This window comes from Kitasatospora sp. NPDC057936 (assembly GCF_042887525.1).
GTDB lineage: Bacteria > Actinomycetota > Actinomycetes > Streptomycetales > Streptomycetaceae > Kitasatospora.
On record NZ_JBHVPD010000043.1, the window covers coordinates 1 to 19,994 of the forward strand.

General features: G+C 75.5%; 20 protein-coding genes, 1 other RNA gene and 1 pseudogene. 11 read left to right on the forward strand and 11 right to left on the reverse strand.

Annotated elements, in window-relative coordinates; genetic code table 11:
• The 4 genes and pseudogenes from ACFVU9_RS22325 to ACFVU9_RS22340 all read right to left on the reverse strand — a co-directional run.
• Positions 1 to 312: pseudogene (locus ACFVU9_RS22325) on the reverse strand (hypothetical protein); the annotation flags it as partial.
• Positions 313 to 419: 107 nt separating this feature from the next.
• Positions 420 to 563 carry a VenA family class IV lanthipeptide gene (locus ACFVU9_RS22330; protein ID WP_363659199.1) on the reverse strand — a complete coding sequence of 48 codons (144 nt, stop codon included), beginning with the start codon at positions 561 to 563 and terminating at the stop codon, positions 420 to 422.
• 149 nt (positions 564 to 712) lie between these two features.
• The gene (locus ACFVU9_RS22335; protein ID WP_387595774.1) at positions 713 to 2,701 is read right to left on the reverse strand and encodes an alpha/beta hydrolase family protein; all 1,989 of its coding nucleotides are present in this window, start codon (positions 2,699 to 2,701) and stop codon (positions 713 to 715) included.
• A complete protein-coding gene (locus ACFVU9_RS22340; RefSeq protein ID WP_387595777.1) occupies positions 2,698 to 6,075 on the reverse strand; it encodes a lanthionine synthetase LanC family protein in 3,378 nt (1,125 codons plus the stop codon). Before ACFVU9_RS22340 ends, ACFVU9_RS22335 begins: the two co-directional genes overlap by 4 nt.
• A gap of 504 nt (positions 6,076 to 6,579) precedes the next feature.
• Here ACFVU9_RS22340 and ACFVU9_RS22345 point away from each other — a divergent pair.
• From ACFVU9_RS22345 to ACFVU9_RS22355, 3 genes are read left to right on the forward strand one after another with little or no spacing between them, the layout of a single operon-like run.
• Positions 6,580 to 7,416 (forward strand): Nif3-like dinuclear metal center hexameric protein, encoded by an 837-nt coding sequence (locus ACFVU9_RS22345; RefSeq protein WP_380443396.1) that lies wholly within the window; start codon positions 6,580 to 6,582, stop codon positions 7,414 to 7,416.
• A 23-nt stretch (positions 7,417 to 7,439) separates the two neighbouring features.
• Positions 7,440 to 8,183 (forward strand): zinc ribbon domain-containing protein, encoded by a 744-nt coding sequence (locus ACFVU9_RS22350; protein WP_380443398.1) that lies wholly within the window; start codon positions 7,440 to 7,442, stop codon positions 8,181 to 8,183.
• A 4-nt stretch (positions 8,184 to 8,187) separates the two neighbouring features.
• Complete coding sequence (locus tag ACFVU9_RS22355) at positions 8,188 to 9,339, forward strand: bifunctional RNase H/acid phosphatase (protein ID WP_387595780.1); 1,152 nt, start codon at positions 8,188 to 8,190, stop codon at positions 9,337 to 9,339.
• Between the two features lie 39 nt (positions 9,340 to 9,378).
• Here ACFVU9_RS22355 and yaaA read toward each other — a convergent pair whose 3' ends face one another.
• The gene (yaaA, locus tag ACFVU9_RS22360) at positions 9,379 to 10,164 is read right to left on the reverse strand and encodes a peroxide stress protein YaaA (RefSeq protein WP_387595783.1); all 786 of its coding nucleotides are present in this window, start codon (positions 10,162 to 10,164) and stop codon (positions 9,379 to 9,381) included.
• A gap of 42 nt (positions 10,165 to 10,206) precedes the next feature.
• Positions 10,207 to 10,656 (reverse strand): DUF3995 domain-containing protein, encoded by a 450-nt coding sequence (locus tag ACFVU9_RS22365; protein ID WP_387595786.1) that lies wholly within the window; start codon positions 10,654 to 10,656, stop codon positions 10,207 to 10,209.
• Positions 10,657 to 11,141: 485 nt separating this feature from the next.
• Here ACFVU9_RS22365 and ACFVU9_RS22370 point away from each other — a divergent pair, with 485 nt between their 5' ends.
• From ACFVU9_RS22370 to rnpB, 5 genes are all read left to right on the forward strand, one after another.
• The gene (locus ACFVU9_RS22370) at positions 11,142 to 11,474 is read left to right on the forward strand and encodes a hypothetical protein (RefSeq protein WP_380443406.1); all 333 of its coding nucleotides are present in this window, start codon (positions 11,142 to 11,144) and stop codon (positions 11,472 to 11,474) included.
• Complete coding sequence (locus ACFVU9_RS22375; RefSeq protein WP_380443408.1) at positions 11,471 to 11,860, forward strand: type II toxin-antitoxin system death-on-curing family toxin; 390 nt, start codon at positions 11,471 to 11,473, stop codon at positions 11,858 to 11,860. Before ACFVU9_RS22370 ends, ACFVU9_RS22375 begins: the two co-directional genes overlap by 4 nt.
• Before the next feature lie 135 nt (positions 11,861 to 11,995).
• Entirely contained in the window at positions 11,996 to 13,480 is a 1,485-nt protein-coding gene (locus ACFVU9_RS22380; RefSeq protein WP_380443410.1) for an RNB domain-containing ribonuclease, read from the forward strand.
• 37 nt (positions 13,481 to 13,517) lie between these two features.
• A complete protein-coding gene (locus ACFVU9_RS22385; RefSeq protein WP_380498974.1) occupies positions 13,518 to 15,014 on the forward strand; it encodes an MFS transporter in 1,497 nt (498 codons plus the stop codon).
• A gap of 13 nt (positions 15,015 to 15,027) precedes the next feature.
• Positions 15,028 to 15,423: RNase P RNA component class A (rnpB, locus tag ACFVU9_RS22390), an RNA gene on the forward strand.
• Between the two features lie 75 nt (positions 15,424 to 15,498).
• On the opposite strand, the gene ACFVU9_RS22395 is transcribed toward rnpB, so the two are convergent.
• A complete protein-coding gene (locus ACFVU9_RS22395; protein WP_359961560.1) occupies positions 15,499 to 15,756 on the reverse strand; it encodes a Prokaryotic metallothionein in 258 nt (85 codons plus the stop codon).
• A gap of 92 nt (positions 15,757 to 15,848) precedes the next feature.
• Positions 15,849 to 16,247, reverse strand: a complete 399-nt coding sequence (locus ACFVU9_RS22400; protein WP_380443414.1) for an ACT domain-containing protein — start codon at positions 16,245 to 16,247, stop codon at positions 15,849 to 15,851.
• Between the two features lie 154 nt (positions 16,248 to 16,401).
• Between ACFVU9_RS22400 and ACFVU9_RS22405 the strand changes: the two genes are divergently transcribed.
• On the forward strand, positions 16,402 to 17,076 hold the full coding sequence (locus ACFVU9_RS22405; protein WP_380504650.1) for a PadR family transcriptional regulator: 675 nt from the start codon (positions 16,402 to 16,404) through the stop codon (positions 17,074 to 17,076).
• A 98-nt stretch (positions 17,077 to 17,174) separates the two neighbouring features.
• On the opposite strand, the gene ACFVU9_RS22410 is transcribed toward ACFVU9_RS22405, so the two are convergent.
• Together ACFVU9_RS22410 and ACFVU9_RS22415 are read right to left on the reverse strand one after the other, a co-directional pair.
• Positions 17,175 to 17,372 (reverse strand): hypothetical protein, encoded by a 198-nt coding sequence (locus tag ACFVU9_RS22410; protein WP_380443418.1) that lies wholly within the window; start codon positions 17,370 to 17,372, stop codon positions 17,175 to 17,177.
• Between the two features lie 47 nt (positions 17,373 to 17,419).
• Positions 17,420 to 17,647, reverse strand: coding sequence for a hypothetical protein (locus tag ACFVU9_RS22415; protein WP_380498978.1), 228 nt, complete (start codon positions 17,645 to 17,647; stop codon positions 17,420 to 17,422).
• Between the two features lie 423 nt (positions 17,648 to 18,070).
• Here ACFVU9_RS22415 and ACFVU9_RS22420 point away from each other — a divergent pair, with 423 nt between their 5' ends.
• The gene (locus ACFVU9_RS22420; protein ID WP_359961575.1) at positions 18,071 to 18,772 is read left to right on the forward strand and encodes a bifunctional DNA primase/polymerase; all 702 of its coding nucleotides are present in this window, start codon (positions 18,071 to 18,073) and stop codon (positions 18,770 to 18,772) included.
• A gap of 34 nt (positions 18,773 to 18,806) precedes the next feature.
• Here the strand turns inward: ACFVU9_RS22420 and map are convergent, their stop codons facing one another.
• Entirely contained in the window at positions 18,807 to 19,652 is an 846-nt protein-coding gene (gene map, locus ACFVU9_RS22425) for a type I methionyl aminopeptidase (RefSeq protein ID WP_380443421.1), read from the reverse strand.
• 106 nt (positions 19,653 to 19,758) lie between these two features.
• Here map and ACFVU9_RS22430 point away from each other — a divergent pair, with 106 nt between their 5' ends.
• Positions 19,759 to 19,992: a hypothetical protein gene (locus ACFVU9_RS22430; protein ID WP_380443423.1), complete on the forward strand. Its 234-nt coding sequence runs from the start codon at positions 19,759 to 19,761 to the stop codon at positions 19,990 to 19,992.
• Positions 19,993 to 19,994: the final 2 nt, after the last annotated feature.

A 19,994-nucleotide genomic window follows, 5' to 3' on the forward strand; every position in this document is an offset into this window, starting at 1 on the left:
GGGCGGCGGCCCGCCGCGCAGCCGGCCGCCCGGCCCGAGGTCGAGCAGGTGCCGGACGAGGCGTCCGCGCAGGGCGGCGGTGGCGTCGGCCGCGCCGGCCGGTCCGGCGGCAGCGGCGGTGGCGTTGGCGGCGGCGGCCGTGCCCACGGTGAGGGCGAGCAGCGCGAACGCGCCGGTCGCGGACCGGCCCGCGCCGGCGAGGACGGCGTCGACGGCCCCGGCCAGGGCGGCGGGCAGGGCGAGCGTGGTGGCGGCCTCGACGGGCAGCGCGAGGCCGAGGGCGAGGGTCGGTCCGTCGGGTCGGCGGGGCAAGTGGGCGCTCCTGCAGGAGAGTCGGGGAAAAGGACGGCGCCGTCCCGCCGGTCCGGACAGGCGGGACGGCGCCCGTGGGTCATCGGAGGACCCTGGCGCTGCCGTGATCAGTTGATGGTGAAGATCAGGCAGGTCAGGATGAGGCAGGTGTACTGGCAGCCGGCGCCGTGGCCGGTCAGCTCGACGGACTCGCTCTCCGGCAGCTCCTGGAGCGCCGCGAGGTCGGTCTCGAAGTCCACCATGTTCTCCATGATCTGTTCCTCCCCTTGAGTGCGCGCCCGCCGCGATCTGCCTGCGGGCGCCGGGTATCGCCCCCGGGCGGCTCCGTCCGCCGCGCCGGGGTGGTGCCCCGGGCCGTCGGGCCCGGGAGTCTGTGGGGTGTGTCGCCGTGCGGGGCCGGTCAGCCCGGCCGGCCGGTGCGCAGGAAGGCGGCGAGCAGCTCGTGCAGCACGGCCGCGCCCTCCTCGGCCAGCACCTCGTGCCCGGAGCCGGCCGCCTCGACGTACCGGAAGTCTGCGCCCTCGACCCGGCCGATCCGCAGCAACTCGTGTCGCAGCGAACGGGATTGGCTCACCGGGACGACTTCGTCCCGGTTGCCGTGCACCACGAGCAGCGGGGCGCTCAGCCGGTGCGCGAGCTGGAGCACGTCGCGCGGCCCGCGGGCGTCCGCGATCTGCTCGCCGCCGCCCAGCCGGGTGGTCAACGCCCGGACCGGGGGCGCCGCTTCGGCCAGCAGCCGGGCGCCGGACAGGAACGGCGCGACCACCGCGCACCGCGCCACGTGCTCGGCCGGGGCGTGTGCCGCCGCCAGCAGGGCCAGGAACGCGCCGTAGCTGACGCCGAACAGCGACGGCGGCTCCAGGCCGAGCGCCGCGCGCTGCCCCGCGAGGCCGTCGAGCAGGTACAGGACGTCGTCCAGGTCGGGCCCGCCCCACGCGCCGCGGATCGCCATCGCGTGCGGCACGCCGTACCCGGTGGAGCCGCGCTGGTTCGGCGCGACCACGGCCAGGCCGTCCGCGGCCATCCGCTGCAGGGCCGGGTCGAACTCCAGCCGCCAGGCGTCCGCCGGGCCGCCGTGCAGCGCCAGGACGAGGTGTGGGCTGCTCAGCCACGCGTCGCCGCCGTATACGACGGCCTCCAACGGCCCGGCCGGGCCCGCGAGTTCGATGCTCTGGGCAGGCTGCCAGCGACCGCCGTCGCCGGGTGCCGTGCTGCCGTCCAGCCGCCAACCGGGCGGCTGCGTACGGGGGATGCGTGCGCAGCCGGGCTGCCACGGCAGCACCGTGTCCCGCCAAGGGCCGGGCAACCCCGAGCCCAGCGGGGCCAGTTGGAGGGGCAGCGGCATCGGTCCGGACGTGGGGGACGCCGGGCCGTGTGCCAGCAGTGCGTCCACGTCCAGCGCCGCGAGCGCCGCCGGGTGGTCCGGCGCCGAGTACGGCATCCGCAGCCCCGCCTCCCCCCAGTGCCCGACCGCGCCGAGCCGGCCCGGCGGCACCGGGAGCGGGTCCAGCCGTCCCGCCGCGGGCCGCCACAGCGCCAGCGCCGAACCCGCGCCGTGGTCGATCTGCACCGCCACCCGCGGCCCGTCCGCCGCCTGCCGCAGCGCCACCGGCCGCAGGAACATCCCCGCCACGTGCAGGCGCTCCGGGAACCGCAGCGGCTCGCCGCCGCCCAGCACGCCCCAGCCCAGCCGGTCGGTGCCCGGCGCGTCGCTGCGCACCATCGCGAAGCGGCTGTCGGGGTCGAACAGGACCAGGCGGTCGTTGCTGCGCTCGCCGATCTCCAGCAGCGGGGTGACGGCGCCACTGCGCACGTCCAGCACGACGGTGCGGACGATCCCCGCGCTCACCCGGTCCAGGGCGAGCAGCGCCCCGGTGTGGTCCAGCCAGACCCCGCCGCCGTGCAGACCCGGCACCTCGGCGACCTGTTCGGGCTCGCTGCCGTCCGTCCGGACCAGCCAGACGGTGGTCGCCGGGCGGGTGTCGGTGCCGAGCGCGAGCGCCACGGGGGCGGAGGGGGCGGTGCGGCCGGCCGGCAGCGGCAGGAGGCGCAGGCCGGGCATCCGGAGCGTCGCCAACTGCGTTTCCGTGCACGTGCCTTCGCGGGACGACAGGTGGACGAGGTCGTGCCGCTCGCCGTCGTGCCGGCAGATCAGGACCGACCCGTCCGGCAGCGAGACCAGCTGCGAGCGCAGGCTCTCCGAACGGTTGCCGGACAGCGGCAGCGCGGTCGGGGCCGCCGGTCCGCCGTCCGCCGGGAGGAGCCAGCTCTCCGCGTACCAGCCGCCGTCGGCGGCCGAGGCGAGGCACGCGGCGTGGCTGCCGTCGGGCGCGAAGGTGAAGCTCAGACGGCGCAGCGCATTGGTGCGGGTCGGGGCGGCGACGTTCACGGTCGGCCCACCTCGTCCGTGGCGCGGGCCGGCCGGCGCGTGGCGGGCGGCACCGGGTCCACCCAGAGGCGGGGGCCGCCGTGCCGCAGGCGCAGCAGGAAGGCGAGCACGCCGGCGGTGCCGGTGCCGTAGCCGGGCGCGCACCCGGTGCCCGTCTCGTCGGGGAGCACCACGAGGCCGTCGCGGAGGGCGGAGCGGGCGGCGATCAGGTGCGCCAACTCCTCGGCCCCGGAGCGGAATTCGCGCTCACTGGTGGCTTCGGCGAGGTCCAGCAGGTACTCGCCGTCGCCCGCCAGACCGTGGCAGGCGCTCACCCCGCTGTGCCAGCGGCCGGCCAGCACGGCCCGCCCGGCGGCGAGCGCCAGCTCGTGGGCGGTGGCGTCCCCGGTGACCTGCCAGAGCCGGAGGAGGAACGTGCCGACGCCGGAGGAGCCGCTGCACCAGTGCGGGAGCCGGATGTGCGGGGCGTCGTCCGCGCTCTGCGGCCACCAGGCGGGACCGGTGCCGGTGCCGGTGCCGGCGCCGCCGCCGCCGTCGCGGCGGGCGGTGGCGGTGAGCGTGCGGCCCGCCTCGACGGCACCGGCCAGGAGCGCGGGATCGCCGGTGGCCTCGGCGGCGGCGAGCAGGAAGGCGCCGACCCCGGCGACACCGTGCGCGAACCCGAGGTGGGTGATCCCGGCGAGCGCCGAGTCGAAGTCCCTCGGCACCGGCCAGACCAGCCCGTACGGCTCCCGCCGGGCGGCCGCGAGGAGCGCACGGCCGCCGCGCGCGGCGCGGGCGAGGAAGGCGGACGCCGCGGTGCCGTCGGTGTCGGCGTCGGTGTCGGCGGCGAACCGCAGCTGGGCGAGGCCCGCCCCCGCGGCGCCGTGGCAGACATCCGGGTTGGGCCACTCGACGTCGACCCGCAGCGCCATCGCCGAGGCCCGCTCGGCGAGTTCGCGGTCGTCGAGCGCCCGGGCGGCGTCGAGGAGCGCCCACGCCGTGCCCGACCGCCCGAAGTGCAGCCCAGGCAGGACGACCGGCTCGGCCGCACAGCGGCGCTCGATCCAGTCCGCCGCCACCCGGAGCGTTCCGTCGTCTTCGGGAAGCCCGCCCACGAGCGCGGCACGGGCGAGAACGGCGAGCACCCCGGCGGCCCCGTGCTGCACGTTGCACGGATCCGTCCGCTCCCCGGCCGCCACGACGGGCCACAGGCGGTCCCGCCGTGAGGGCGTGGCGGTGACGGCGAGGTGCCGCAGGCCGTCCGTCAGCACCCGGTCGAGGTCGATGGCCGGCGCGGCGTCGGACCAGTGGAGGTCGGCGACGTCGGCGAGGCGGACCGCGCTGCGGGACTGCGCGGAGGCGTCTCCGGCCGGGCCCGTCCCGGCCTGCTGCGCACCCGGGTGGGCGGTTGCGGACCCAGGGTGGCCGTCGGCCTTGGGGCTCTCGGTCGTGGGCTGCGTGCTGTCCTGTCGTTCGGCGGCGGGCGCAGCGTCGTACCAGGGGAGGCCAACGACGTCGGCGAGGCGGAGTGCACTGGGGGACTGCGCGGAGGCCTCGGGGCTTCCTGCCGTGGGCTGCGTGCCGCCCTGTTGCTCGGCGGCGGGTGCGGCATCGCGGGGGAGGAGGTCGGAGGCGCCGACGGGGCGGAGCGCGCTGGGGGGCTGTGTGGCGCCGGATGCACTCGACGGCGTGCCCTCCCCGCTCCGGCCTTCGGCGGTCGGGCTCGCACCCGACGGCGTGCCCTCGCCGCCCCGGCCTTCGGCGGTCGGGCCCGCACCCGACGGCGCGCCCTCCCCGCCCCGGCCTTCGGCGGTCGGGCCCGCACCCGACGGCGTGCCCTCCCCGCCCCCGCCGAAGACCGCCGCGCGGACGGCCGCCACCCCCCAGCGTTCCGCCGGGGTGTCCGCCCGGAGCCCCAGGACGGCCGGGGCCAGGCGGCGGGCGGTGGTGCCGGTGCGGGCGGCGAGGGTGAGCCAGCGGGTCAGGCGTTCGGTGACGGGGCGGGCGTGGGGGAGGTCCTCGGGGAGGAGCGGGTCGTGGCCGGTGGCGAGGAGGAAGAGGAGGCCGCCGAGGGCGTACAGGTCGACGGCGGGGTCGGCGACGCACGTGCCGTCCGTGACGAGGCTGAGCCGGCCCGGGCCCTGTTCGGGGGCGCGGTAGCCGGGGGTGCCGGCCGCGCCGGCGTGCCGGCCGGTCTCGGCGGCGAGTTCGAGGTCGACGAGCCGCAGGCCGCCGTCGGGCCGCACCATGACGTTGCCGGGGGAGAGGTCGCGCAGGACGAGTCCCTCCGCGTGCACCCGCTCGACGAGGTCGAGCAGGGCCCGGGCCATCGGTCCGGCCTCGGCCCAGTCGACGTCGGGGCTGCCGTCGCGCCGCAGGCGGGTGGCGACCCAGCTGCCCAGCGGTTGCCCGGCGATTCGTTCCTGCACCAGGAAGACCGAGTCGTCCTGCTCGATGAGTTCTATCGCGGCCGGTGCCAGGCCCCGCCCGGCCAGCCGGGTCAGGAGGGCGGCCTCGTGCCGCAGCGCGTCGCGGGCGTCCGTTCCGGCGCGGTCGACCTCGATGTGGGCGCGGGCCTGCTTGACCACGACCTCGGCGCCGCTCGCCGCCTCCCGGCCGAGGAACACGCCGCCCTTGGTGCTGTGCCGCACGGCGGACGTGATCGCGTACCGCCCGGCGAGCAGCACGCCGCCGGTCCGCTTCCTGGGCGACGGTGTCGCGGGCCCCAAGGGCAGGGCGAACGGGTCCCGCACCCACCCCGGCGCCCGGTACGAGGCCCCACGGACGTCCACCGCCCGCTCCCCGTCCGGCCCGCGCAGCACCGACCGGTACTCCCCGTCGTTGCCGAGCTCGGCGCGTGCCGCGAACGCGCCGTAGCGGTAGTGCACCCGGCTGCCGGGCCGGTACGGCCGGTCGGAGAGCACGACGGGTCCGGGCAGCCCGTCCGTCGCGCGGTCGAGCGCGGCGGCGAGGCGCCGGAACTGGCCGTCGTCCGCCGGGTAGACGGTGATGAACTTGCCCGCCGAACCGCGGTCGCCGTTGCGTGAGTTGAGCTCCCGCAGCCGCTGCTCCCCGGCCGCGAACTTGAAGGTGCACGGGTCTTCGGCGACCACCCGCACGACGGCCGCGAGCACCGCCTCTCCCACCGCCGAGGCCGCGCTGACGTGCAGCTTCCAGCCCTGCCCGGGTAAGGGTGACGACCCGGACGGCCTGGCCGTGCACCAGAAGCCCCCGGCGGTGACCTCCCAGTCCCCGCCGCCCTCCCGGCCTCCGGTGCCGGCCAGCGCCGCCCGCGTCGCCTGCGGCCACGGACCGGCCGCGTCCGGCCCGCCGGTCACCGGGCCCGGGCCCCCGGCCGTACGCAGCGATGTGCCCGCCCCCATCATCCGCATCCACATCCCTTCGTATCGGCCGCCGCCCACGGGTGCGTGCTGCTCGTGGCAGCCCCTCGCTACGGCCCCTCGTTGCAATTCCTCATGAGGGGCGATGAGCCCAACCCCTGGTGCGGCGGGCTCCGGCCCGCGCCGACGGAGTGCGATCCCGACCTCGGGCCGGGGCAACTGCCGTTCGCAGAACTGAAGTTACTTTCGAGGCGGGAGAGGCTCAACGCACAGCCGGTCACTTCACTCATAAGGGTGATCCAGCGCGGGTTTCGAATTCGTGCGAAGGGCACGGTGTGAGCAACGCGCGCCCGGCGCACCGGCGTGCGCGGCCCGCGCCCCCGGCGCCCGGGGGGTGCGAGCGGCGGATCGTGGCGGGTTGACGAGCATCCGTGCGCGGGTGGCACCCATGTACGCCGGCCGAACCCGCAGCCCGGGCCCGGGAGACCCCCCGACCGCCCCCGAGACCGAGCGGCCGGGGCCCGACCGCCCCCGCGCGCACGGTAGTCTCGACAGGTGCCGAAACTGTCCGACGTCATCACCGCACTCGAAGAGGTCTACCCGCCGCAGTGGGCGGAGTCCTGGGACGCCGTCGGCCTGGTCTGCGGCGACCCCGAGGCCGAGGTCGGCCGCGTCCTGTTCGCCGTCGACCCCGTGCAGGCCGTCGTCGACGAGGCCGTGGAGTGGGGCGCCGACCTCGTCGTCACCCACCACCCCCTCTACCTGCGCGGCACCACCAGCGTCGCCGCCACCACCTTCAAGGGCCGGGTGGTGCACACGCTGATCCGCAACGGCATCGCCCTGCACGTCGCGCACACCAACGCCGACCACGCCGACCCCGGGGTCTCGGACGCCCTCGCCGAGGCCGTCGGCCTGACCGTCACCGGTCCGCTGGTGCCGGACCCGACCGACCCGCTCGGCCGCCGCGGCGGCGGGCGGATCGGCCTGCTGGAGCCCCCGCTGACCCTCGCCGCCTTCGCCGAGCAGGTCGCCAAGGGCCTGCCCGCCACCGCCGCCGGCGTCCGCGTCTCCGGCGACCCGGACCGGCTGATCAGCCGGGTCGCGGTGTGCGGCGGCTCCGGGGACGGCTTCTTCGCCGAGGTCCGGGCGGCCGGCGTGGACGCCTACGTCACCGCAGACCTGCGCCACCACCCGGCGTCCGAGGCCGCCGAGGCGGCCCCGGTCGCGCTGGTCGACGCCGCGCACTGGGCCACCGAGTGGCCCTGGCTCACCCTGGCCGAGCGGGCCCTGCGGGCCGCCGCCGACCAGCGCGGCTGGGCCGTGGAGACCAAGGTCTCCCACCGGGTCACCGACCCGTGGACCGCGCACGCCCCCATGTCCTTCCCCGCCTGACCCGATTCACAGGAGCTCTCCGCTTGAACGCCGCGCCCGCCGACCAGATCCGCCTGCTCGACCTCCAGGCCTTCGACTCCAAGCTCGACCAGCTGGCCCACCGGCGTCGCAGCCTGCCCGAGCACGCCGAGATCGAGAAGGCCACCGCCGACCACACCGCGCTCAAGGACCTGGTCGTCGCCGCCCAGGCCCAGCAGGGCGACACCGCCCGCGAGCTGACCAAGGCCGAGCAGGACGTCGAGCAGGTCCGCGCCCGCTCCGCCCGCAACCAGCAGCGCCTCGACTCCGGCGCGATCACCTCGCCGAAGGACCTGGAGAACCTCCAGCACGAGATCGGCTCGCTCGCCAAGCGCCAGGGCGACCTGGAGGAGGTCGTGCTCGACGTCATGGAGCGCCTGGAGAGCGCCCAGACCCGCGTCACCGAGCTGACCGCCCGCCTGGAGCACTCCACCGTCGTCCTCACCGAGGCCGAGGGCCGCCGGGACGCCGCCTTCGCCGAGATCGACACCGAGGCCGACAAGGTCAAGCGCGACCGCGAGACCGTCGCCGCCGTCGTCCCGGCCGACCTCATGAAGCTCTACGCCAAGCTGCGCGAGACGCAGGGCGGCGTCGGCGCGGCCCGCCTCTACCAGCGCCGCTGCGAGGGCTGCCGCACCGAGTTCTCCATCACCGAGTTCAACGCCATCAAGGCCGAGCCGGCCGACAAGGTGGTCCGCTGCGAGAACTGCTCGCGGATCCTGGTCCGCACCGCCGACTCGGGCGTCTGATCCGGTGGCGGCGCGCTTCATCGTCGAGGCGGACGGCGGGTCCCGGGGCAACCCGGGGCCGGCCGGCTACGGCGCGGTCGTCCGCGACGGCGACACCGGGCAGATCGTCGCCGAGGCCGCCGAGTTCATCGGGCACGCCACCAACAACGTGGCCGAGTACAAGGGCCTGATCGCCGGGCTCCGGGCGGCGCGCGAGCTCGACCCGGACGCCACGGTGGACGTCCGGATGGACTCCAAGCTCGTCGTCGAGCAGATGTCCGGGCGCTGGAAGATCAAGCACCCCGACATGCAGCCGCTCGCCGCCGAGGCGAAGACCGTCCTCCCGCGGGGCCGCGTCACCTACACCTGGATCCCGCGCGAGCGGAACAAGGACGCCGACCGGCTCGCCAACGAGGCCATGGACGCCGGCAAGGCGGGCCGCCAGTGGGAGCCCAGGAAGCCCGCCGCGGCAGCGCCGGCCGCGGCGGCCGTCGCCGAACCGCCGCTGGAGACCGCGGCCCCCAAGGCCGGCTGGGCCGCCCCGGCCGACCTCGGCACCCCCACCACCTTCGTGCTGCTGCGCCACGGCGAGACCGCGCTCACCCCGGAGAAGCGCTTCTCCGGCAGCGGCGGCAGCGACCCGGAGCTCTCCGAGAAGGGCCGCTGGCAGGCCGAGCGGGCCGCCGAGGCGCTCGCCGCGCGCGGCAGCATCCAGGCGGTCGTCGCCTCCCCGATGCAGCGCACCCGGCAGACCGCCGAGACCGTCGCGGCCAGGCTCGGCCTGGAGGTGCGGTACGAGGAGGGCCTGCGCGAGGTCGACTTCGGCGCGTGGGAGGGCCTGACCTTCGCCGAGGTGAGCGAGCGCTACCCGGACGACCTCACGGCGTGGCTCGGCTCGGCCAAGGCCAAGCCGACCGGCAGCAGCGAGAGCTTCACCACGCTCACCCACCGGGCCGGCGTCGCCCGCGACAAGATCATCGCCCGCCACCCCGGCCGGACGGTCCTCGTCGTGTCGCACGTCAGCCCGATCAAGACGCTGGTCCGACTGGCCCTCGGCGCCCCGCCGGACTCGCTGTACCGGATGGAGCTGTCGGCGGCCTCGCTGTGCGCCGTCCAGTACTACGCGGACGGCAACGCGTCGGTGCGGCTGCTCAACGACACGTCGCACCTGCGCTGACCCGACCGTGAGGCGGGGCACGGGCCCCGCCTCACACCGTCAGTGCACCTCGGTGACGACGACGTCCAGCTGCCACGGCTTGCGGGCCGTGCCCTCCGCGGCGAGCTCCACCCGGTGGCCCAGCTCCAGCAGGGCGTCCATCAGCTCGGCGGGGGTCTTCGGCTCGGCGCCGGCCACCAGGAGGTCCCGGACGAGCCGGCCCTTCGTCGCCTTGTTGAAGTGGCTGACGACCGTGCGCTTGCCGTTCCGCTCCTGGAGCACCCGGACGGTCGCCGTGCGCGAGGCCACCTCGCCGGCCGGCTTCCACGCGGCCGCGTACGCGGAACTGCGCAGGTCCAGCACCAGCCCGTCCGCGACCTCCGGGAGCACGGGGGCCATCGCGCTCCGCCAGTACGCCCCGAGTGCCCCCAGGCCGGGGAGTTTCACGCCCATCGAGCAGCGGTACGGCGGGATCCGGTCGGCGATCCGCACGGCGCCCCACAGCCCGGAGAACACCAGCAGCGAGCGCTCGGCCCGGCCGTACGCGGCCTCGTCCAGGGTGGCCAGGCCCAGGTTGTCGAACAGCACCCCTGTGTAAACCTCGCCCGCCGGCCGCACCCCGGCCGACGGCAGCCCGGCGTTCCGCGCGATCTCCCCGCGCAGCCCCGGACTGAGCCCGAGCACCTCGGCGGCGGTGTCCTCGTCCCCCCGGCACAGCGCGACCAGCGCCTCCAGCACCTCGGCCCGCGCCGTCGTCAGCCCCGCCAACGACAACCGGTCGAGCACCACCGGCCCCCCGTCCCCGGACACGGCCTTCCCCTCCGAGGGCGGCAACAGCACCAGCACAGCGGACTCCTCAACACTTTGTGGCAACCGAACCCCGCCACCCTACTGCGACGGCTCCCCGGCACCCGCCCGCGCGACCACGGCCGCCCCGGCACCGAGGGCCAGGCAGAGCGGCGAGTAGTACCGGGTGTTCAGTCGCGTGAACCGCTCCGAACGCTCGACGACGTTCCCGAACAGCGCCAGCCCGCCGATCCCGCGCGCCAGCATCACCCCGGACACCGCCCGCACTCCGGCCCGCCGCAGCCGCCGCGGTCCCACCGGCGGCAGCGCGCCGGCCTCGGCCGCCACCAGGTACGCGGCCGTCCCGAGCAGCCCCGCCACCGCGAGGCAGGCGGCCGCCGGCGGCAGCTCGTCGCCCGCGCCGACCAGGGTGTCCGCGAACTCCTCCGGCGTCCGCAACGGCCACGGCGCCACCGCCCACACCGCGTGCAGCGCCCCGACGCCCGCCAACGCGGCCGACACCGCCACCCCGGTCGCCTTCACCGTCCTCATCACCGGACCCCCTCCACGTTCGACCACCTGTCCCAACTCTACGGACCCTTACGTCCGTTGACCGCCGGCCGTCCGCCCGCTCGCTGTTCCGTGGCCCGCCGTTCGGCTGCTGCTGTCGCCCGTGGTGCCGGGGGTATTTCGGTGGGGGGCGGGTGTGGGTTGGCTGTCCGCCCGCTCGCTGTTCCGTGGCCCGCCGTTCGGCTGTTGTCGCCGGTGGCGCCCGGGGCCTTTCGGTGGGGGCGGGTGTGGGTCGGCTGTCCGCCTGCTCGCTGTTCCGTGGCCCGCCGTTCGGCTGTTGTCGCCCGTGGCGCCGGGGGTATTTCGGTGGGGGGCGAGTGTGGGTCGGCTGTCCGCCCGCTTGCGGTTCCGTGGCCCGCCGTTCGGCTGCTGCGCCCTGCCCCTGCCCAGGGGGAACAGCGGGGGGAATTCGGTGGGGGCAAGGGTCCACCGGCCGTTACGGTGGGTGGCGAAGGAGAGTGAGTGAGATGTCCCTGCGACCCCTGGACCTGGTGCCCGGCGAGGATGACGACGCCGTGGAGGAGTCCCTGTCCGTGCGGCTGCCCGCCGACCTGCCGGTGGAGACGCGGCAGGCGCTGGAGTTCGCGCTGCGCGCCGCCGCGCAGGCCGTGATGGCCGGGCGGGTGCGGGTCACCGAGGGGGAGGGCGGGGGCGACACCGCCGAGCTGGCGTTCGAGGTGCGGCAGTCCGACGTGCCGGAGGGCCTGACGCGGCCCGGCCGGGCCGAGCGCCGGGCGGCCATGGTGGCCCGCATCCGCGCGGCCAACGCCGAGACGCTGGAGAGGCTGAAGGACCTGTGACCCGGCCCACCGGGCCCACGGAGTTCCTGGACCTCGACGACGTCACCTACCTCGCCGGCGGCCCGGAGAACATCCGCGACCTCGGCGCCCTGCTGTCCGCCCTCGGCCGTCCGCAGGCGAGCCTGTTCGGCGCCGACGCCTACCCGGACCTCTGGACCAAGGCCGCCGCGCTCGGCCAGAGCCTCGCCCGCAACCACCCGCTGGTCGACCGGAACAAGCGCACCGCCTTCGAGGCGATGCTGCTGTTCCTGGACTACAACGGCGAGTCCTACACCGACCCGCACCCGGACGACGCCGTCGCCTTCGTGCTGCGCCTGGCCACCGGCGGCTACGACGACTCCGTCTCCCTCGCCGCCGCCGACCTCAGGAAGCTCCTGGGCCGCTGAGGCCGCCGAGGCCGACGAGGCCACCGGTACCCCGGAGGTCACCGAAACCCGGAGGCCACCGAAACCCCGGAGGGGGCCACCCGGGGCCGCCGAGCCTCCGTCCGGAATCACCCGATTCGCCCTACGCTGACGTGCATGCCACGCCGAAAACTGCGCGTCAAGGCCGCCGACTCCGCCCGGATCAACGCGGAACTGGCCGAGCTCAGGACCCGACTGGAGATCCACGCCGAGTGGCCGGAGGCGGTGCTGGCCGAGGCGGAGGAGGCGGCCGAGCGGCCCCGGATGCCCGAGTACGACGCCACCGACCTGCCGCTCTTCACGGTCGACCCGCCCGGCTCCCGGGACCTCGACCAGGCCATGCACCTCACCCGCCGCCCGGGCGGCGGCTACCGGGTGTACTACGCGATCGCCGACGTCGCCGCCTTCGTCCGCCCGGGCGGGGCGATCGACGCCGAGGCCCGCCGCCGGGTCGAAACCCTGTACTTCCCGGACCACCGCATCCCGTTGCACCCCACCCGGATCTCCGAGGACGCCGCCAGCCTCCTGCCCGGCGAGCCCCGCCCGGCGCTGCTGTGGCAACTGGACCTGGACGCGGACGGCGGGGTCGTGCTCGCGGACGCGCGCCGCGCCGTGGTCCGTTCGCACCGCCGCCTGGACTACGCGGCCGTCCAGCGCGCCGTCGACCTGGGCGGGGCCGACGAGCAACTGGCCCTGCTCGCGACGGTCGGCGGGCTGCGCGAGGAGCAGGAGCGGGCGCGCGGCGGGATCAGCCTGCCGGTGCCCGAGCAGGAGGTGGAGGAGACCCTGCACGGGTACGTCCTCGGCTATCGCGCGCCCGGCCCGGCCGACGGCTGGAACGCCCAGATCTCGCTGCTCACCGGCATGGCCGCCGCGGAGATGATGCTGGACGCGGGCGTCGGCCTGCTGCGCACCCTGCCGGCCGCGCCCGCCTCCGCGTACGCGCGGCTGCGCCGGATCGCCGCCGCCCTGGACGTGGCCTGGCCGGAGGGCCTCCCGTACCAGGAGCTGATCCGCTCGCTGGATCCGGACGTGCCGCTCAACGCCGCGTTCCTCAACGAGTGCACCGGGCTGCTGCGCGGCGCCGGCTACCACGCGTTCGACGAGTCCCGCGGCCTGCCCGCCCCCGCCGATCCGGGCCACGCGGCGCTGGCGGCGCCGTACGCGCACTGCACGGCGCCGCTGCGCCGGCTCGGCGACCGGTTCGCCCAGGAGGTGTGCGCGGCGGTGGCCGCGGGGGAGGACGTGCCGGACTGGACGCGTGAGGCGCTGCCCGGTGTGCCGGCGCTGATGGCGAGCGGGGACCGCCGTTCGGCCGAGGTCGAGCGGGCGTGCGTGGACCTGGTGGAGGCGGAGCTGCTGGCGGGCCGGGAGGGCGAGGACTTCACGGCGGTGGTGATCGACGTGGACGAGAAGCGGCCGGCCTCGGGCACCGTCCAACTGCGCGAGCCGGCCGTCCGGGCCCGCTGCGACCGGCCGGCCGGCCCCGAAGCGGCCGCCCCCGGTGCGGTCCCGGCCCCGCTGCCGCTCGGCGGGCTGATCCGGGTGCGGCTGGCGGCGGCCGATCCGGCCACCCGGACGGTCCGCTTCGCGGCCCTCTGAGCCGCCCGGGGGCGGGCGGGGGTGGGAGGATCGTGCCGTGTCCGAACCCTCCGCCCCCACCGCCCCCGCCGATCAGGGGCGCCGCCGGCGCCTGCTCGTGCTGGCGATCTGCTGTCTGAGCCTGTTCATCGTCGGCCTCGACAACACCGTGGTGAACATCGCGCTGCCCGCGATCCAGCACGACCTCGACGCCCCGGCGTCCGGCCTGCAGTGGATCATCGACGCGTACACCCTCGTGCTGGCCTCGCTGCTGATGCTGTTCGGTTCGGTGGCCGACCGCTTCGGCCGCCGCCGGGTGTTCAAGATCGGTCTGCTGTGCTTCGCGCTCGGCTCGCTGCTGTGCAGTCTGGCGCCGAGCCTGGAGTGGCTGGTGGCGTTCCGGGCGCTCCAGGCGGTCGGCGGGTCGATGCTCAACCCGGTCGCCATGTCGATCATCACCAACACCTTCACCGACCCGGCCGAGCGGGCCCGGGCGATCGGCGTGTGGGGCGGGGTGGTCGGCATCTCGATGGCGATGGGGCCGCTGCTCGGCGGGTTCCTGGTGGACGGCGCCGGGTGGCCGTCGATCTTCCTGATCAACGTTCCGGTCGCGCTGGTCGCCGTGGCGCTGACCATCCGTTACGTCCCGGAGTCGCGCGCCCCGCGGCCGCGCCGGCTGGACCCGGTCGGGCAGCTGCTGATGGTCCTGCTGCTGGGCTGCGGCACCGCCGCCATCATCGAGGGCCCCGGCAACGGCTGGACGTCCCCGCTGATCCTGGCCCTGGCCGGGGTCGCGGTGGCCGCGCTGGTCGCCTTCCCGCTGTGGGAGCGGCGGGTCGCCGAGCCGCTGGTCGACCCGCGCTTCTTCGCCAGCCCGCCGTTCACCGGCGCCACCGTCACGGCGGTGTGCGCGTTCGCCGGGCTCGGCGGCTTCCTCTTCCTCAACACCCTCTACCTGCAGGACGTCCGGCACTACGGCCCGGTCGAGGCGGGCCTGTGGACGCTGCCGATGGCCGGGATGATGCTGGTCTGCGCGCCGCTGTCCGGACGGATCGTCGGCGGCCGCGGCCCGCGCCTGCCGCTGGTCGCGGCCGGGCTGGGCCTGGCCGCGAGCGGCTTGCTGCTCACCCGGCTGACCGCGGACTCCCCGGCGGTGCTGCTGCTCGTCGCGTACGCGCTGTTCGGCTTCGGCTTCGGCATGGTCAACGCGCCGATCACCAACGCGGCCGTCTCCGGCATGCCGCGGGCCCAGGCGGGCGTGGCGGCGGCCGTCGCGTCGACGAGCCGGCAGGTCGGCCAGTCGCTCGGGGTGGCGGTGATCGGGACGGTGGTGACCTCGGCGGTGGTCGGCCCGGTGGCCACGGGTTTCGCGTCGGCCAGCCACGCCGGCTGGTGGATCCTGGTGGGCCTCGGCGGTGCGATCCTCGCCCTCGGCCTGGCCACCACCTCGGCCCGGGCGACGGCGGCCGCGGCCCGGGTCGCCGCCCGGCTCGGCGGGGATGCGCCGGCGGTCCGGACCGGAGTACGGCAGGCGCCGCCCGAGCGGCTACGATGACCACTACGGCGGAAGAGCCGGCCGGGCGGTCGCGACGGGTCCCAGACCCGCCGAGGAACGTCCGGGCTCCACAGAGCAGGGTGGTGGGTAACGCCCACCCGGGGTGACCCGCGGGACAGTGCCACAGAAAACAGACCGCCCGCCGTTCTGCGGCGGGTAAGGGTGAAACGGTGGTGTAAGAGACCACCAGCGACCGGGGTGACCCGGCCGGCTCGGTAAACCCCACCTGGAGCAAGGTCAAGATCGGTGCCTCCGGGCGCCGTGCGCGAGTGTTCGAGGGCTGCTCGCCCGAGCTCGCGGGTAGACCGCACGAGGCTGTCGGCAACGGCAGCCCTAGATGGATGGCCGTCTCCCCGGGCCGCGCAAGCAGCCCGGGTGACAGAACCCGGCGTACAGGCCGACTCTTCCGCCCCCATGCAGCCGAAGGCCCTCCGGGCCGCGCGAGAAGCGCGGGCCGGAGGGCCTTCGTCGTGCCGGGTTCCGACTAGGCCGGGTGGGCGCCGACGGCGTCGCGGATCTGCTCGCCGAGGCCGCCGTTGACGCGGGCGCAGTTGGCGCAGCAGAAGAACATGCCGGCCACCTCGACGCCGTGGCCGACGATGCGCACGCTGCACTGTTCGCAGCGGGGCGCGAGCTTCTCCATCGCGCACTCGAAGCTGTCGAAGGTGTAGGTGTCGCCGGTGACCGTCTTGATCTCGAAGGCGAGCCAGTAGTCGTTGCCGCAGGTGACGCAGATGGCCATGGCGGCCGTCTCCTTCCGGTGGGGCCGGCCCTGGCGGGGCGGCTGCCTCCAGTGTCGAAGGGGCGGACGGCCGCGGCCACTCGGCGGCACCGTCAGGCGGAGCGGTCGGCCAGCTCCGTCAGGGCCCGGACGGCGCGCTCGGCGTCGTCGGCGCCGACGAACAGGTGGTCGTGGTGGAAGCCGGCCACGACGTTGCAGCTGATCCCCTCCTCGGCGAGCCGGCCGGCGACCGCCGCCGTCAGTCCGACGGCCTCCAGCGCCGAGTGGATCTGCAGGGTGATCCAGGCGGCCACGTACTCGTACCGCAGCCCGAGGGCGTCCGCCTCCTCCTGCGGGAGCACCACCGTCACCCCTTCGGGTTCGGCGACGGTCACCACCGGCCGCATTCCGGCGGGCACCTTCGCGGGCAGCGTGCAGTAGACGTACCGCCCCGGGTTGAGCAGCGGGCGCATGCCGCGCAGCAGCGTCGAAAGATCGCGTTCTCCGGCCATGCCCGTCACCGTAGCGGCTGGACGGGGGCCGACCGCTGCGCTCGGCGGCCGTGTCGGGTGTCGGTATCCGTTGACGAGCGACAGTCACCGATATATCGTCGAGCTATCGAGACAGTTACTCGACTGTTTCGCCGAACCACAGGAGGTGGGCGCCATGCGCTCAGGAATGCGATTTCGTGGAGAGGGCCCCCGCGGCGACCGGCGTCGCGGCCCGGGCCCGGAGTCCGAGGGGATGCCGGGGGAGGGCTACGAGCGCCGCGCGGCGTTCGGCGGCTTCGGTCCGCCGTTCGGCGGCGGTGGCCCCGGCCGCCCGATGGGCGGTCCGTTCGGGCACGGCTTCGGCGGGCACGGCGGCCGGCGCGGCGGCCCGCACGGGCGGCGCGGGGGCCGGGCGCGGCGCGGGGACGTCCGTGCCTCGCTGCTGGCGCTGCTCAAGGAGCGGCCGATGCACGGGTACGAGATGATCGCCGAGATCACCGAGCGGACCGGCGGGGCCTGGCGGCCGAGTCCGGGTTCGATCTACCCGAACCTCCAGCTGATGGAGGAGGAGGGCCTGATCGTCGCGGAGGTGATCGGCGGCAAGCGGCTGGTCTCGCTCACCGAGGCGGGCCGGGCCGAGGCCGAGGCGGGGGCCGCGGAGCCGTGGGCGGAGGCCGGCCGGGAGGTCGACTGGGAGGCCGTCCAGGAGGTCGGCCAGGCGCTGGCCGCGGTCGACCAGGCGATCCGTCAGGTCATGGCCACCGGCTCGGAGGGGCAGCGCACCAAGGGCCTGGCGGTGCTGACCGAGGCCCGCAAGAAGCTGTACCTGATCCTCGCCGAGGACGAATGACCGAGGAGGAATGACCGGGGACGACTGACCGAGGTGCCCGACCGTCGCCGGGGGGAAGCGGGCGGTGCCGCTGTTCGGGAGCGGGCCCGGGAGCGGGCTCAGCCGCGGATCGTGAACAGGGCCACGCAGGAGAGCAGCAGCACCGCCCACGCGAACCAGAGCCAGCCGTCGGGCCCGATGACGACGGTGTAGAGGCTGATCACGACCAGCAGCGCCGCGGTGACGCCGGCCACCTGCCGGTTGTGGTGTGCGATCGCCTGGGTCCTGCTCCTGGGGTGCCGCACGGTTCTCGCCATGGCCGTCCTCCCGGGGAGGCTGCGGAGGGGCGCGGCCCGCGCGGCCGTCAGCCGGACGCGCGCTCGGTGGCCGCCTCGTCGTACTCGTAGCGCCAGAACCAGCGGGTGCCGTGCACCTGCTTGGACCGGACGTACACCAGTGTGCGCGCGGGGGTGTCGCCGTGCGCGGGGACCGGCACCTTGTACTTCTTGGGCACGCCGAGCATCATCCCCACCTCGATGGGGAGGACCTGGCCGTCCATGGGGCCGCCGACGAATTCGGTCTCCGCTTTCACCCCACCAGGGTCTCACCTCCGGGCGGGTGACGTTACGGCGGACCACCGGAGGGGGCCTTGTGGCCACTGCGTGCCGGGAGTGTGACCGGCGAGGCACCGCCCCCGGTCATCCGAAGGGCCCGCGCACCCTTATCCTTCCTGTTACGCCCTCGGGGTCCACCCGGGTCAGCGGGCCCCGTGCGGGCCGGGCGAGGCGCGGATCGGCGTGCTCTCCCGGCCTTCGAGCCGCAGCCCGAGCGCTGCCGCGACTCCGTACCGTGACCCGGGCGTCGGCCGTCCGGTGACCCCGGCTCCGGCCGGCAGGGCGTGGACGGCAAGGCCGAGCACCGACCCGGGAAGCAGCGGGGGGCGCCGTGCGTTGCGTCGGAGAGGTACGTCGAACGCTGTGTCGCACCAGGCACGGCAGCGCGCGGAAGGGGCCCGATGGAAGCCGGCAGCAGGTGGACGACCTGGTGGCAGAAACGTGACCGTGAGCGGGCCCGTCCGGGCGACGCGGACACTCCCGCCGCCCGACTGGATCAGCTGCTCGGCGCCGTCCGCGCCGGTTTCCCGCTCGCACCCGCGGCCCATCCGGCCGGCTACCGATGTTCGTGCGACCGGGTCGCCTGTCCGGCGCCCGCCCAGCACCCGGTGTCCTTCGCCTGGCAGACCCAGGCCACCACGGACCCGGAGCAGCTGGCCCGCTGGCTCTCCCGCGACCCGCACGCCAACTTCGTGACCGCCACCGGCCGCGCGCACGACGTCCTGGACGTCCCGGCCGAGGCCGGGCGGCTCGCCCTGGAGCGGCTGACGGCGCTCGGCGTCGAGGGCCCGGTGGCCGCCGTCGGCGAGGACCGCTACCTGTTCTTCACCGCCACCCGCGGCACCCCGCAGGACGAGGACGAGTGGTGGCCGAGCGCGCTCGACTCCACGCCGGACACCATGTCCGAGCACCCCGGCCTGCGCTGGCACTGCCGCGGCTCGTACACGCTGCTGCCGCCGGCCGCGCTGCCGGACGGCTCCCAGGTGCGGTGGCTGCGCGGGCCCGAGCTGTCCCTGCCGGACCCGCTGCGCGTCCTCGACGTGCTGACGGACGCCTGCACCGAGGTGGGCGCCGTGGCCGAGGAGCAGTGGCTCATCGGCTGACGACGCCCACCGGGGCGGGGCACCGCGGCGTGGGTCACGGCAGGGTCAGGACCTCCGCGCCGTCCGCCGTGACCACCAGGGTGTGCTCGAACTGGGCGGTGCGCTTGCGGTCCTTGGTGACGACGGTCCAGCCGTCCGGCCAGATCTCGTAGTCGTAGGTGCCGAGGGTGAGCATCGGCTCGATGGTGAAGGTCATCCCGGGCTTGATCACCTCGGTGGCCCGCTCGCTGTCGTAGTGCGGGATGATCAGGCCGGAGTGGAACGACGTGTTGATGCCGTGGCCGGTGAAGTCCCGCACGACGCCGTAGTCGAAGCGCTTGGCGTAGGACTCGATGACCCGGCCGATCACGTTGATCTGACGGCCCGGCTTGACCGCCTTGATCGCCCGGTCGAGCGACTCCCTGGTCCGCTCGACCAGCAGCCGGGACTCCTCGTCCACGTCGCCGACCAGGTAGGTGGCGTTGAGGTCGCCGTGCACGCCGTGGATGTAGGCGGTGGCGTCGATGTTGACGATGTCGCCGTCCTGGAGCACGGTCGAGTCCGGGATGCCGTGGCAGATCACCTCGTTGATCGAGGTGCAGACGGACTTGGGGAAGCCCCGGTAGCCGAGGTCGGACGGGTAGGCGCCGTGGTCGCACATGTACGCGTGGGCGACGGCGTCCAGCGCGTCGGTGGTGACGCCGGGCGCGATCAGCGCGGCCGCCTCGGCCATCGCCTGCGCGGCGATCCGGCCCGCGATCCGCATCTTCTCGATCGTCTCGGCGGTCTGCACCTCGGGCCCGGTGTACGGCGTCGGCGCGGGCTTGCCGACGTACTCGGGGCGCGCGATGTGCGCCGGGACCTTGCGGGTGGGGGACTGGGTGCCGGGTACGAGAGCCATGCGGCGAGTCTATCGGCCGGGCCCCGGGCGGCCGGGAGGTGTGCGGAGCGGCCCCGGCCGGGGAATGATCGGTAGCGGACCGTCCGCCGTCGTACAGGAGACCGCCATGCCCCTGGGATTCCACCGCAAGCCGACCGGCAAGCCCGGCGAGTGGTTCTACTGCATCAAGCACAACAAGGTCGAGGAGGGCCCCGAGTGCCCGGCCAAGGACCGCCTCGGCCCGTACGCCACCCGCGACGAGGCGGCGCACGCCCTCCAGCTCGTCGAGGAGCGCAACCGCGAGTGGCGCAACGCGTCGGACGACAAGCCGGAGGGCGGGGCGGAGCGACAGGCCGAGTGACG

Coding starts and splice junctions, on each gene's coding strand:
- ACFVU9_RS22395 (WP_359961560.1), bottom strand. CDS start 15,756: ATGGCCATCTGCGTCACCTGCGGCAACGACTACTGGCTCGCCTTCGAG.
- ACFVU9_RS22420 (WP_359961575.1), top strand. CDS start 18,071: ATGGAAGCCGGCAGCAGGTGGACGACCTGGTGGCAGAAACGTGACCGT.
- ACFVU9_RS22340 (WP_387595777.1), bottom strand. CDS start 6,075: ATGCGGATGATGGGGGCGGGCACATCGCTGCGTACGGCCGGGGGCCCG.
- ACFVU9_RS22400 (WP_380443414.1), bottom strand. CDS start 16,247: ATGGCCGGAGAACGCGATCTTTCGACGCTGCTGCGCGGCATGCGCCCG.
- map (WP_380443421.1), bottom strand. CDS start 19,652: ATGGCTCTCGTACCCGGCACCCAGTCCCCCACCCGCAAGGTCCCGGCG.
- ACFVU9_RS22370 (WP_380443406.1), top strand. CDS start 11,142: ATGTCCCTGCGACCCCTGGACCTGGTGCCCGGCGAGGATGACGACGCC.
- ACFVU9_RS22365 (WP_387595786.1), bottom strand. CDS start 10,656: ATGAGGACGGTGAAGGCGACCGGGGTGGCGGTGTCGGCCGCGTTGGCG.
- ACFVU9_RS22405 (WP_380504650.1), top strand. CDS start 16,402: ATGCGCTCAGGAATGCGATTTCGTGGAGAGGGCCCCCGCGGCGACCGG.
- ACFVU9_RS22380 (WP_380443410.1), top strand. CDS start 11,996: ATGCCACGCCGAAAACTGCGCGTCAAGGCCGCCGACTCCGCCCGGATC.
- ACFVU9_RS22410 (WP_380443418.1), bottom strand. CDS start 17,372: ATGGCGAGAACCGTGCGGCACCCCAGGAGCAGGACCCAGGCGATCGCA.
- ACFVU9_RS22430 (WP_380443423.1), top strand. CDS start 19,759: ATGCCCCTGGGATTCCACCGCAAGCCGACCGGCAAGCCCGGCGAGTGG.
- ACFVU9_RS22330 (WP_363659199.1), bottom strand. CDS start 563: ATGGAGAACATGGTGGACTTCGAGACCGACCTCGCGGCGCTCCAGGAG.